General features: G+C 49.6%; 11 protein-coding genes and 1 pseudogene. 11 read left to right on the top strand and 1 reads right to left on the bottom strand.

Going from position 1 to position 12,430, the window contains the following annotated elements:
- The first annotated feature begins 2 nt into the window (after positions 1 to 2).
- On the top strand, positions 3 to 1,238 hold the full coding sequence (codA, locus tag H8S80_RS04220) for a cytosine deaminase (RefSeq protein WP_029466101.1): 1,236 nt from the start codon (positions 3 to 5) through the stop codon (positions 1,236 to 1,238).
- A 65-nt stretch (positions 1,239 to 1,303) separates the two neighbouring features.
- Here codA and H8S80_RS04225 read toward each other — a convergent pair whose 3' ends face one another.
- Entirely contained in the window at positions 1,304 to 1,450 is a 147-nt protein-coding gene (locus H8S80_RS04225) for a DUF6019 family protein (protein ID WP_002600156.1), read from the bottom strand.
- A 385-nt stretch (positions 1,451 to 1,835) separates the two neighbouring features.
- Between H8S80_RS04225 and H8S80_RS04230 the strand changes: the two genes are divergently transcribed.
- The 10 genes and pseudogenes from H8S80_RS04230 to rsxC all read left to right on the top strand — a co-directional run bounded on the left by H8S80_RS04230 (position 1,836) and on the right by rsxC (position 12,421).
- The gene (locus H8S80_RS04230) at positions 1,836 to 2,057 is read left to right on the top strand and encodes a hypothetical protein (RefSeq protein ID WP_002600155.1); all 222 of its coding nucleotides are present in this window, start codon (positions 1,836 to 1,838) and stop codon (positions 2,055 to 2,057) included.
- A gap of 130 nt (positions 2,058 to 2,187) precedes the next feature.
- Positions 2,188 to 2,334, top strand: a complete 147-nt coding sequence (locus H8S80_RS04235; RefSeq protein ID WP_002600154.1) for a hypothetical protein — start codon at positions 2,188 to 2,190, stop codon at positions 2,332 to 2,334.
- Positions 2,335 to 2,551: 217 nt separating this feature from the next.
- Complete coding sequence (locus H8S80_RS04240) at positions 2,552 to 3,055, top strand: MarR family winged helix-turn-helix transcriptional regulator (RefSeq protein ID WP_002600153.1); 504 nt, start codon at positions 2,552 to 2,554, stop codon at positions 3,053 to 3,055.
- A gap of 1 nt (position 3,056) precedes the next feature.
- Positions 3,057 to 4,796: pseudogene (locus tag H8S80_RS04245) on the top strand (ABC transporter ATP-binding protein).
- Complete coding sequence (locus H8S80_RS04250; protein ID WP_117630328.1) at positions 4,796 to 6,670, top strand: ABC transporter ATP-binding protein; 1,875 nt, start codon at positions 4,796 to 4,798, stop codon at positions 6,668 to 6,670. The pseudogene H8S80_RS04245 and the gene H8S80_RS04250 overlap by 1 nt, the downstream one beginning before the upstream one ends.
- Before the next feature lie 389 nt (positions 6,671 to 7,059).
- Complete coding sequence (locus tag H8S80_RS04255; protein ID WP_117630329.1) at positions 7,060 to 7,386, top strand: PadR family transcriptional regulator; 327 nt, start codon at positions 7,060 to 7,062, stop codon at positions 7,384 to 7,386.
- The gene (locus tag H8S80_RS04260; protein ID WP_002600149.1) at positions 7,373 to 7,963 is read left to right on the top strand and encodes a DUF1700 domain-containing protein; all 591 of its coding nucleotides are present in this window, start codon (positions 7,373 to 7,375) and stop codon (positions 7,961 to 7,963) included. The genes H8S80_RS04255 and H8S80_RS04260 overlap by 14 nt, the downstream gene beginning before the upstream one ends.
- On the top strand, positions 7,960 to 9,039 hold the full coding sequence (locus H8S80_RS04265) for a DUF4097 family beta strand repeat-containing protein (protein ID WP_117630330.1): 1,080 nt from the start codon (positions 7,960 to 7,962) through the stop codon (positions 9,037 to 9,039). The genes H8S80_RS04260 and H8S80_RS04265 overlap by 4 nt, the downstream gene beginning before the upstream one ends.
- A gap of 871 nt (positions 9,040 to 9,910) precedes the next feature.
- The gene (locus tag H8S80_RS04270; RefSeq protein WP_117630331.1) at positions 9,911 to 10,657 is read left to right on the top strand and encodes a copper homeostasis protein CutC; all 747 of its coding nucleotides are present in this window, start codon (positions 9,911 to 9,913) and stop codon (positions 10,655 to 10,657) included.
- Positions 10,658 to 11,098: 441 nt separating this feature from the next.
- Positions 11,099 to 12,421 carry an electron transport complex subunit RsxC gene (gene rsxC, locus H8S80_RS04275; protein ID WP_002600146.1) on the top strand — a complete coding sequence of 441 codons (1,323 nt, stop codon included), beginning with the start codon at positions 11,099 to 11,101 and terminating at the stop codon, positions 12,419 to 12,421.
- The last annotated feature ends 9 nt before the right edge of the window (positions 12,422 to 12,430 follow it).

The following is a 12,430-nucleotide window of genomic DNA, read 5'->3' on the forward strand; positions in this document are numbered from 1 at the left end:
TTATGCTTATAAAACAGATCTTTATTGAAAATGGAAAAGAGGCTTCTGATATCCGCGTGTCTAACGGAGTATTTGAAGCGATAGCGCCTGCATTGGAACCGCTTCCGGGTGAGGAAGTGATCGACGGTACCGGGAAGTCTGCATTTCCGCCGTTTATCGAAAGCCACGTTCACTTAGATACCTGCTTAACGGCCGGGGACCCGGTGTGGAATATGTCGGGCACCCTGTTCGAGGGGATTGAGTGCTGGTCGAAGCGGAAGGAAAAGCTGAGCAGGCAGGACGTCAAGGAGCGCGCCCGGAGGGCGGTGCAGATGCAGGCGGCCAATGGCGTTCAGTACGTAAGAACCCATGTGGATGTGACAGACCCATCGCTGACAGCCATGGAAGCCATGCTGGAACTGAAGGAGGAATTGAGGGACTATGTGACCATTCAGATCGTCGCATTTCCTCAGGAGGGAATCTTAAGCTACCCGAATGGCAAAGAGCTGCTGGAAAATGCGGTGAAGATGGGAGCAGACTGTGTGGGTGCGATCCCCCATTTTGAATTTACCAGGGAATACGCCGTGGAGAGTGTAAATTACTGCATGGAACTGGCGGAGCGCTACGACCGCCTGGTGGATGTACACTGCGATGAGATCGATGACGAGCAGTCCAAGGGACTGGAGGTTCTGGCCTGCCGTGCTCTGGAAAGCGGATTAAAAGACCGGGTAACCGCCAGCCATACCACGGCCATGCACAGCTATAACAATGCCTACTGCAGCAAGCTGTTCCGCCTGCTTAAGATGAGCGACATTAACTTTGTCAGCAATCCTCTGGTAAACACCCATTTACAGGGAAGATTTGACAATTACCCGCGCCGCCGCGGCGTAACCCGGGTGAAGGAGCTGCTGGCCAACGGCAATAACGTTTCCATGGGCCACGACGATATCTTCGATCCCTGGTATCCCCTGGGCGACGGCAATATGATGAGCGTGGTCCACATGGGCCTTCACGTGTGCCAGATGATGGGATACGAGGAGATTTTAAACAGCTATAAGCTGATCACCCATAATGCGGCGCGGACGCTGAATCTGGGAGATACCTATGGAATCAAGGTGGGAAATCCGGCTGACTTTATTGTGCTGAACCAGACGGATTTCTATCAGGCGCTGAACAAACAGAGCGAGGTACTCTTAAGCTACCGGGAAGGCAGGCTGATCGCCAGTACAAAGCCGGCTGAGAAAAATGTGTTATTTTAGAGGCATAAGGAAAAGGACGATACCCGGTATGGGATCGTCCTTTTTTTTGAGATGGTGCCTTTCACTTACTGCTGATCCTTGTGGATCTCTTTGTAGGCTTCCAGAATTCCATTTTTAACGGCTTTTTTTATTAAATAATAACCCAGGACAAAGAAGACTACAGGTACGGCGATAATAACTATGACATAGATAATCCAAAAAGCAATACTCATCAATGCGGCCCTCCTTTTCGCTTACAATTTTATAGTATCATTGTAGGGGATGGACTGATGAAAAACAAGTAGCAAAAGTATTACGATTTAGGAAGTCTGCCGGAGACCTTCACAGAAGGCCAGCCGTAAAGATATTGTAATTGTTTGTAAGCTTCCGTATATGGAAAATGACTGTCCGGTATGGTATAGTCGAAAAAAAGAAGCAGGTATCATGAGAGAGGGGAATGCGATGATGTTATATTACCGGATGTATCTGTTCTAGGTGTGGAGCAAGTGTCCGTAACGGGCAAATATAAAACCCATGCCAGGGATAGAATTGGAAAGAGAGATTCAGAAAGAACTAGAAGAATGGGAGATGGAGTTATACTGCCGCAATAGGAAGCGGATGTATAAGACTGAAAAGAATTACCGGGATCCCAGAAAAGAAGTGATGGAAGATTACCGCCACCACAGAAAAACGAAGTGGTTTTACGACCATGAGTGCCGGTACGTGAAAAAGCAGACGTCTAAGAAACTTCGCAGGAAGCTGAAACGGGAAATCTTCAATGAAGCATATGATCACGTGATTCCTCATGATTACAAAACCTACGGCTGGATCACGTGGTGATGCCGGAGAGCCGGAGACTGTTTACGGTCTCCGGCTCTCTGACTGAAAATAAGTGGATGTGCCGAAAAAATGGTCATAACAGACGCATTTTTCGCATAAACTATAACAGAATGATATGGGAGGGAAAACCATGACAATTTATCCTGTTTGTACAAGCCTGATGAGATACCGTTTGTTTGTAAACTGTATGGAACGCTACTATCGCTATAAAATGAAGCGGCCCTGCTTCCTCATAATGCAGAACAGCAGGTGGACCGTGGTTACGCTGGAAATGTAACAGCAGCTTTATAATCTTACATATTTACATTTATGATCATGCATGGAGCGTGACAGGAAGGGGCCTTTTGGCCTCTTTTTTTTCTATATTTCACAGAAATTTCATAATTACCCTATTGTAATCCTTATTGAGAAAGAGTATAATACCTAATTATTAATTAGCTAACTATCACATAACTAATTATTCCCCATATGATGAGGAAGGGAGGCGGAAAAACATGAAATCTTGTGGCAGTGGGCCATGCCATGACAGCAAGTGGCTGGATTCTTCGGCTCATCACGTGCTGACGCAGTACATCAGAATTATGAAGCTGCACCGGAGCATTCTGGAGCAGCGGCTGAATAAGACAGGAGTCTACAGGAGCCAGCATCAGATTTTAACGACCCTGGCGGAACATTCCAACGCGTCCCAGAAGGAAATCGCGGAATATTTAAACGTCACCGCGGCAACCATAGCGGTGTCGGTGAAAAAACTGGAAAAGGGCGGTTATATCACGAGAATTGTGGACCAGGAAGACAACCGGTACAACAAGCTCTGTCTGACAGAGGAAGGGCTCGATGTCGTGGAACACAGCCGGCAGTTTTTTAAAAACGTGGAAAATCAGATGTTTCTGGGATTCACGGAGGAAGAGTTTCAGGCCATGGAAGGGTATCTGGAGCGCATTTATGCGAATTTGTCCGACATAACGACTAAGACAACGACAAAAAAGGAGGATTCATAACGTGAAGCGATACTGGAAATATATAAAGCCCTATTGGGGCTCATTTCTGCTGGCACCGCTTTTGATGCTGACAGAGGTATTTGGTGAGATCATGCTTCCAAAGCTGATGTCACTGATTATTAACAATGGTGTGGCAAACAGGGACACCAGCTATATCATAGCGGTGGGCGGCGTGATGGTGGTTACGGCCTTTGTTATGGCCGCGGGCGGAATCGGAGCGGCCTATTTCTCATCAAAGGCCTCCATCTGTTTCAGCTCCGATTTGAGAAAAGACGTATTTGACAAGGTACAGCAGTTTTCCTTTAAGAACATAGACGATTTCAGCAGCGGTTCCCTTGTAACCAGGCTGACCAATGATATTCAGCAGATTCAGAACGTGCTGATGATGAGCCTTCGTATGATGTTCCGCGCGCCCGGCATGCTGATCGGCGGCCTGATTATGGCGTACTTAATGAACCGCAGGCTTGTGACGATTCTTCTGGTCGTGATTCCGCTTCTGCTGATCGCGATTGCCATCATTTTGAAGACGGCGTTTCCGCGGTTCGAAGTGATGTAGAAGAAGATCGACCGGTTAAACTCCGGCGTTCAGGAAGCACTTACCAATGTGCGCGTCATCAAATCCTTTGTCCGGGAAGACTATGAGGAAGAAAAATTCCGCCGGACCAACGAAGACTTGAAGGAAGGCAGCCTGCGGGCCATGAAGATCGTAATTGCGACCATGCCTGTCATGATGCTGGCCATGAACGTGACGACGCTGGCCGTCGTCTGGTACGGCGGAAACTTAATTATCGGCGGCTCCATGCCAGTCGGTGATTTGACCGCATTTACCACATACATCGTTCAGATCCTGATGTCCCTCATGATGGTATCCATGGTGTTCTTACAGGCCTCCCGTGCCATGGCGTCGTTAAAGCGTGTCCGGGAAGTCCTGGATACGGAGATCGACTTAACGGATGAGCACGCGGCAAGAAAGGACGCCGTCGTGACGGAAGGCCGGATTGAATTTAGAGATGTCTGTTTCCAGTATGCGAAGGACACCGACGAGATGGTGCTGGATCATATTAATTTTACCGCCAATCCGGGAGAGACCATCGGTATCATCGGTTCCACGGGAAGCGGAAAGACGTCCCTCGTCCAGCTGATCCCCAGACTGTATGACGCGGACCGCGGCCAGGTGCTGGTGGACGGTATCGACGTCCGGGATTATTCCATCCGGAATTTAAGAGAAGGCGTCGGCATGGTTCTTCAGAAAAATGTCCTGTTCTCCGGAACGATTGCAGAAAACCTGCAGTGGGGCAGTGATGACGCGACCATGGAAGAGATCCGTGCAGTGGCCGAGAGTGCTCAGGCAGATGGATTCGTCACATCCTTTAAGGATGGATACGAGATGGATTTGGGCCAGGGCGGCGTCAACGTCTCCGGCGGCCAGAAGCAGAGGCTCTGTATTGCGCGCGCCCTGTTAAAGAAGCCGAAGATCCTGATTCTGGATGACAGCACATCGGCTGTCGATACAGCTACGGAGGCAAAGATCCGCGAGTGCTTCCAGACCACATTAAAAGATACGACAAAGTTTATTATCGCCCAGAGAATCGGTTCCGTAGAGAGTGCGGATAAGATTATTGTTCTGGATGACGGAAAGATCGTGGGAATGGGAACCCACGAAGAACTGATTAAATCCTGCGAAGCTTACCAGGAGATTTATTATTCACAGAGAGACCGGGAGAAGGAGGCGAGCGCGTAATGGATAATCAGAAACGGGTAGAGAGTTTAAAAAGGCGCTACGGCAGAAATGTAGCCCCGGCAAAAAGGCGCGGCCCCATGGGCGGTCCGGGCCACGGAAGACAGCACGGTAAGGGCGGAATGCCGAAAAACAGCAGGGAGACTATTAGACGGCTGCTGTCCTACTTAAATGGATATAAGCTTCACATGGGGCTGGCATTTTTCTGTGTCATCGTCAATACGGTGGCGACCTTAACCGGTTCCTATATGCTGAGACCAATTATCAATAAATATATCGCTCCCATGGATGGAAGCCGCGGAAGCGTTGGCGGTCTGGCTGCTTCCCTGGTATTCATGGCGGCCATCTACTTCGTCGGCGTAGTCGCAAACTACGCGCAGTCGAGGGTCATGCTGACTGTGGCACAGAACGCGCTGCAGAAGATCAGGGATGAGCTCTTTACAAAGATGCAGAAGCTGCCGGTGCGTTTTTACGATACGAACAACAACGGTGACTTAATGAGCCGTTTTACCAATGACGTGGATACCGTGGGACAGATGCTGAGCAGCACGCTTGTGCAGCTGTTCTCGGGCGCTTTAAGCATAGTCGGCACGCTGGCCCTGATGATTTACACCAACATCTGGCTGACCCTGGTAACCGTCTTTATGATTCCGCTGATGATGAAGGCAGGCGGTTATGTGGCAGGAAAGAGCCAGAAGTATTTCTCCGCACAGCAGACCTCCCTCGGCGCCGTCAACGGTTATATCGAGGAGACGATCAGCGGCCAGAAGGTCGTGAAGGTCTTCTGTCATGAGGACATTGCGGAAGAAGAGTTTGAGATTTTAAATGAAGATTTACGTGACAACATGATCAAGGCGCAGTTCTTCGGCGGCATGATGGGGCCTGTTATGAGCAACTTAAGCCAGTTGAACTACACGCTGACGGCGGCGATCGGCGGCCTGCTCTGTGTGCTGAGAGGATTTGACGTCGGCGGCCTCACCGTATTTTTAAACTTCTCCAGACAGTTCTCCAGGCCGATCAATGAGATCTCCATGCAGATCAGCAACGTTTTCTCGGCGCTGGCCGGTGCGGAGCGTGTGTTTGCGGTTATGGATGAGGAGCCGGAGCCGGTGGATGACGGCGACGCGGCGGTGCTGAATCCAATGAAGGGCTATGTGGAGCTGAAGGATGTTACCTTTGGCTATAACCCGGATAAGACGATTCTGAAGGATATCAGCCTCTATGCGAAACCGGGGCAGAAGATCGCCTTTGTAGGTTCCACGGGAGCAGGCAAGACGACGATTACCAACTTACTGAACCGGTTCTACGATATTCAGAGTGGCTCCATCACCATCGACGGTGTCAATATCCGTCATATCAACCGCGACAATCTGCGCCAGAATATCGCCATGGTTCTTCAGGATACCCATTTATTTACGGGGACGGTCATGGAAAATATCCGGTACGGCAGACTGGATGCCACCGATGAGGAGGTAATCCAGGCGGCAAAGACGGCCTCGGCGTATTCCTTTATCATGCGTCTGCCCCACGGCTTCGATACCGTGCTGGAAGGCGACGGAGCGAACCTAAGCCAGGGCCAGAGGCAGCTTTTAAATATTGCCAGAGCGGCCATCTCCAAGGCGCCGATCCTGATTCTCGATGAGGCAACCAGCTCAGTTGATACCCGTACAGAAAAACATATTGAGCACGGTATGGACCGTCTGATGGCAGACAGAACTACATTTGTCATCGCCCACCGCCTTTCCACGGTGCGCAACGCCAATGCCATTATGGTACTGGAAAACGGAGAGATCATTGAGCGCGGGGATCACGACGATCTGCTGGCTCAGAAGGGCCGGTATTATGAACTCTATACTGGAGTGAAGGAATTGGATTAACGATAACTTTGCACAGTTACCTCTTATGGTGAATAGAGCCGTATGAGATATTGTCAGATCGAAATCAATTTGAACAGTGTGTGTTAAGTATGTAATAGCAGGCAGGCGGATACGCGGCTGATTAACAGCCGTGTACCACCTGCTTTTTCTTTGCCGTAAGGCCCGCCGCCGCTCTCAAGATACCGCCATTCTGAAATCGTGCCTCCTTTATATGATTAAGAATTACTTAAGAAAAAGCATAGTTTATTATTAGATATATCTGTTGACATTATATATTATATGGAATATAATATGCGTATATAAAGCATATATATAAAACACATAAATGTGATTAAAAATCGGCTGTTCAGAAATAATTGATCAGAAATAATGAGAGGAGGCAGGACGGTATGGTGTATCAATTGACGCCGGCGCTGTTGGACGCCATGGTACTGGCGATCGCAGAGGGAGAAGATGCCTACGGCTACATGATCGCCCAGCGGCTAAGGAACATAGCGAGTCAGAAGGAGTCCTCCCTGTACCCGGTTTTAAAGAGACTTTTGGAGGCGGGGTTTCTGGAGACGTATGACCAGGAGTACCAGGGAAGAAACAGAAGATATTATAAGATTACAGAGGCGGGCAGAGGGCAGCTTTTATTCTACCGGAAAGAGTGGGATGAGTTTAAGACTGCGGCTGACGAAATTCTCGTTGGAGGTGAAGAAGATGAGCAGGAATGAGTATATGAAAGAGCTGGAGCTGGCGCTTAGGCGTCTTCCGAAGGCGGAACGGGAGGAAGCTCTTTCCTATTATAACGAATATTTTGATGATGCGGGACCTGAACGGGAAGCGGAAGTCATAGAGGAGCTGGGTGACGCAAAGGAGAGTGCGGCTCAGATCGTAAAGGAACTGGCCCTCAAGCGTCTGGAGGAGCCCAAGCCGGAACGGGCCGCCAGGAAAGGATTGTCCACGCTCTGGATCGTGCTTCTGGCACTGTGTGCGGCTCCCATCGGACTGCCCCTCCTGCTGCTCGTTGTGGTCTTCGGCCTGGCCATGGTGCTTATGGTCTTTTCCATTTTCGTTGCGCTTTTCCTCAGCGGAGTAGTATTTGTGGCTGTTGGAATCGTGAGTATCGTGGCAGGTTTCTATTTCATTCCGTCTCAGCTGGCCAGCGGAATCTTCATACTCGGCACGGCACTGGGAGAATCGGGAGTGGGACTGCTTCTGATCTGCGCCGGATGTGCAAGCTGTAAGTATATTTACCAGGGCATGGCCGGTTTTACAAAAAGACTGCTGACGAGGGGGGACAAAAAATGAAGAAAATCATGAAGGTTACCATGGCTGTTGCGGGTGTCTGCATCGTGGCTGGTCTGGGACTGTCTCTGGCCGGATATGCCATGGGCGGAGAGCCGGGCTTCTGGATCGGCCGGAATGGGATGTATACCAACCAGCAGGCGCGGAATTTAAATGCTGAAAAGCTGGTTGAGCTTGAGAAAACAAAGATTGACCCGTTCACCTCCATGGATGTCCGGGTGAACTATAACGGTATTAAGATAAAGCCGTCAGAAGATGATTCCTACTACCTGGAATACCATCTCTATATAAGAAATAAAGAGCCTGAAGACACAATAAAGAATGGAATCCTGAGCTTTACCTGTGTCCCGGAACCGACTAACAGCGAGACCTGGGGATCGGCCGGTTTCCTGGTGATAGAGGGTAGCTATGTACACGACCGGGAGGATGGCAGCGTAACGATTTACGTGCCGAAGGACACTCCCATGGATGCAGTAAAACTCTATACCAGCGACAGCAGCGTAATCTACGACGGACCGGATACCAAAACACTGGATATCACATCGAAATACGGCAGCATCGATTTAAGTGGCATAAAGGCCGAGACGGCTTACTTTACCGCTTCTGACGGGGCCATTTACTGTGACAGCGGTACGTTTACTTCTCTCGATATCATCAACAAGTATGGAGAAACGGATTTAAATAGTATTGAGGCTGACCGCCTGGATATTGATGCCTCCGACAGTCAGATTGTATTAAAGGATATCGTGTCCAGGAATATAACCGTGACCAACAAATATGGAAGCATCAAGGGCAGCGCAATAGTTTCGGATTCGATGACCATGAAGCAGTCAGACGGGTCCTGTGATATCAGAATGGCTGATATAAAGAACGGAGACTTTGAAAACAAGTACGGCGACATCACTCTGGAGCTCACAGGCGCCGAGAAGGATTATAATTTTGATCTTATGATGAAGTACGGAGATATTAATTTAAACGGCAGGAATACGAGTGAAAAAGATTTAAGAGAGAATAACGGGGCGGACAAAAACATCGCTATGACGGCAAATGACGGATCGATGCGGATCCTGACAAAATAGTGGGGGGAGAATGCTGCGCCAAAGAGCCTGAGGAGAGCAGGAGGGGGACGGGGGCAGACGAACAAAAGGGTTCTTGTTTCCTCGGTGGCAGGAAGTAAAGCAGAAAGACAGGAAAAAAGGGCGGATCGTGCAAACTACGGAGAACTCCTGAAGGACTTCTCCTCCGTGTCCACTTGAAATCTGGCTTGGAGGCCAGATTTCACCACCCTTTTTTCCTGTCTTTCTGCTTAATTTCCTGCGAACCTCGGAAAAGGAACCCTTTTGTTCGTCTGCCCCGTCCCCCTCCTGCTCTCCTCAGGCTCTTTGGCTGTGTATTGGCTCCTTAAGTTAAAAAACAATAGTCTTTTCCAGCGTTCTCAGTTCCCCGACGGAAGTCCATTTATGTTCCTCCACCTCTTTGTGGAGCCAAGTGCCAGTGGACTTTTTCACAACTTGGCCGGAAAAGGGAGTGCGGGAGGCAGGGAGAGAAAGGTGAATGATGCAGAGGTCGGTGGGACTTAGGGAGAATAGCCGCCGGAGCAGGGGCAAAATCGCGTTTTCAGGACGCAATTTTGCGGGCACTGAGAGCGAACGCATCAGGCGTTCGGTCGAATTGCCCGGGACCCCTGCGGAGGGGTTATTCTCCCTTAGTCCCACCCCCTCGGAATCCCTGAACCTTTCTCTCCCTGCCTCCCGCGCGCCCTTTTCCTCGATACCCTACGCAAAAGTCCACGTTTCTTCAATCCACACCCCCCATCAAAAATTGACATGGTATTTTCAAACTGATATACTGTCCCTGTGTGCCGTGCATGAGCCGGAAGGCGGAGGCACGCGTTTTCTGGAAAAATGCGTGCTTATTTTCGGCGGCTGAAATGGAGAAAGGAAGGAAAAAATGGGACAAATTACGGTAGAAATCTGCTGCGGGAGTTATTATGATGCGCTGGAGGCGGCAGCCGGCGGCGCGGAGAGAATCGAATTAAACAGTGCGCTGGCACTGGGAGGGCTGACCCCCTCCATGGCTGAACTTCTGCTGGTAAAACGGGAAACACCTCTAAAAGTCATCGCCATGGCGAGACCGAGAGGCGCCGGTTTCTGTTATGGGGTATCGGACTTCAAACAGATGTTTTTTGACTGCCAGATGATGATGGGACACGGAGCGGATGGAATCGCATTCGGCTGCCTGAAGGCGGACGGAACCATCGATTTATCTCAGACGGAGCTGATGGTGAAGGCCATCCGGGAAAAGGGCGGAGAAGCGGTGTTTCACCGTGCATTCGACTGTGTAAAGAATCCGTTTGAGGCCGCGGAGCAGCTGATTTCACTGGGCGTGGACCGGATTCTGACCAGCGGACTGAAAAGCAAGGCTCCCGATGGCTGGCAGCTGTTAAAAGAACTCCAGGATCGTTTTGGAGACAGGATTGAGATACTCGCAGGCAGCGGCATCAACGCGGGCAACGCGAAAGAGCTGACGGAGAAAACCGGCATTACGCAGGTCCACAGTTCTTGCAAGGACTGGATCGCCGACCCAACCACGGTGGGAGAGGAAGTGTCCTACTCCTACGCGGATTCCCAGCACGCAGCCTGCTTTGAGGCGGTGGCAAGAGATAAGGTGGCTGAGCTGCTTTCCTCTGTCAGATAGTGGTGTATTTATTAAATTTTCTAATATATAACCACCTTAAAGACCTAAAAATTTATTAGATTATCCTCCCTAAAGCGGGGATCAGACAGGGGAATTGAATAAAAATTTCACAATGGAAACTTCGGCAGCAGAATCGATTTATCAAATAAAAAGGGGATCGGCGGCACTGCAGCAGAAATATTTTAAGATAATTGTATTTATATAAATACAAGACATAACCTGGGTTAATAAGTTTCGTCACATTTTTAACAAGGAATTCTTGTGTTCCATCCCTATATTTATCTGATAAATGGAAGAATTTCCATAAAGAACACAGTATACAATGTGTAAGTTTCAATTGTTTCGATTCCTGAATTATGTTATACTGTACGAGATGGCAAAAATGCGATTGTCATATTTTGCCGGGAGAGATTAAGAATGTATAGAAAGAGGGTTAGTTAGATGGGTTTGGCTACATTTAAAGGCGGCATCCACCCGTACGAGGGTAAGGAACTGTCGATGAGTAAACCAGTATCGGTACTGCAGCCAAAAGGCGAGATGGTTTTCCCGCTGTCCCAGCATATTGGCGCGCCGGCTAAGCCACTTGTGGCAAAGGGCGACCATGTATTGGTTGGACAGAAGATCGGTGAGCCGGGCGGATTTATATCGGCCTGCATCATCAGCTCCGTTTCCGGAACAGTGAAGTCTCTGGAACCGAGAATGGTTGCAAACGGCGCCATGGTGCCGTCCATCATTGTGGAAAATGATGGTATGTATGAGACGGTGGAAGGCTTTGGCGAAGATCGTGATCCAAAGACCTTATCCAAAGAAGAGATCCGTAATATCGTAAAAGAGGCCGGCATCGTAGGCTTGGGAGGCGCAGGTTTCCCGACTCATGTAAAACTGACGCCGAAGGACGAATCCGCCATCGATACGATCATCGTAAACGGCGCGGAGTGTGAGCCGTATCTGACGTCCGATTACCGCATGATGCTGGAAGAACCCTTAAGCATCATCAAGGGACTGAATGTCATCCTCCAGCTGTTCGATAACGCCAAGGGGGTAATCGGTATCGAGAACAACAAGCCTGACGCCATTCAGAAGATGACGGAGCTCGTTAAGGACGAACCGAGAATCACCGTGTGTCCGCTTCTTACGAAGTACCCGCAGGGCGGTGAGCGTTCCTTAATTTACGCGGTTACGGGCAGAAAGATCAACTCCTCCATGCTTCCGGCAGACGCCGGCTGTATCGTGGACAACGTGGATACGGTTATTTCCATTTATAATGCAGTCTGCAAGACAACTCCGCTGATCCGCAGAATTATCACGGTAACGGGAGACGCGATTGCAAATCCGCAGAACTACAGTGTGCGGACAGGTACCAGCTATAAGGAACTTTTAGAGGCTTCCGGCGGCTTTAAGACAGAACCGGAAAAAATCATTTCCGGCGGACCGATGATGGGACAGGCACTGTTCAATTTAGAGATTCCGGTGACGAAGACCTCTTCTGCGCTTACAGCTATGACGAAGGACGAGGTGGCGATTCATGCTCCTTCCGCCTGTATCCGCTGTGGAAGATGCGTAAGCGTCTGTCCGAGCCATGTGGTTCCCCAGATGATGATGGACGCGGCGGAACGCTCCGATATCGAACGTTTTACCGCATTAAATGGTATGGAATGCTGCGAATGCGGCTGCTGTACGTATGTGTGCCCTGCGAAGAGACCTTTAACCCAGGCCTTCAAGGAAATGCGTAAAGTAGTTGCGGCAAGCAGAAAGAAAGCGTAGGAGGGTGAA

Source organism: Hungatella sp. L36 (assembly GCF_014288035.1).

What these genes read in the sequence shown, in the direction of transcription:
- codA (WP_029466101.1), top strand. Translation starts at nt 3, where the DNA reads ATGCTTATAAAACAGATCTTTATTGAAAATGGAAAAGAGGCTTCTGAT.
- H8S80_RS04265 (WP_117630330.1), top strand. Translation starts at nt 7,960, where the DNA reads ATGAAGAAAATCATGAAGGTTACCATGGCTGTTGCGGGTGTCTGCATC.
- H8S80_RS04235 (WP_002600154.1), top strand. Translation starts at nt 2,188, where the DNA reads ATGACAATTTATCCTGTTTGTACAAGCCTGATGAGATACCGTTTGTTT.
- H8S80_RS04240 (WP_002600153.1), top strand. Translation starts at nt 2,552, where the DNA reads ATGAAATCTTGTGGCAGTGGGCCATGCCATGACAGCAAGTGGCTGGAT.
- H8S80_RS04270 (WP_117630331.1), top strand. Translation starts at nt 9,911, where the DNA reads ATGGGACAAATTACGGTAGAAATCTGCTGCGGGAGTTATTATGATGCG.
- H8S80_RS04260 (WP_002600149.1), top strand. Translation starts at nt 7,373, where the DNA reads ATGAGCAGGAATGAGTATATGAAAGAGCTGGAGCTGGCGCTTAGGCGT.
- rsxC (WP_002600146.1), top strand. Translation starts at nt 11,099, where the DNA reads ATGGGTTTGGCTACATTTAAAGGCGGCATCCACCCGTACGAGGGTAAG.
- H8S80_RS04250 (WP_117630328.1), top strand. Translation starts at nt 4,796, where the DNA reads ATGGATAATCAGAAACGGGTAGAGAGTTTAAAAAGGCGCTACGGCAGA.
- H8S80_RS04225 (WP_002600156.1), bottom strand. Translation starts at nt 1,450, where the DNA reads ATGAGTATTGCTTTTTGGATTATCTATGTCATAGTTATTATCGCCGTA.
- H8S80_RS04230 (WP_002600155.1), top strand. Translation starts at nt 1,836, where the DNA reads ATGTATAAGACTGAAAAGAATTACCGGGATCCCAGAAAAGAAGTGATG.
- H8S80_RS04255 (WP_117630329.1), top strand. Translation starts at nt 7,060, where the DNA reads ATGGTGTATCAATTGACGCCGGCGCTGTTGGACGCCATGGTACTGGCG.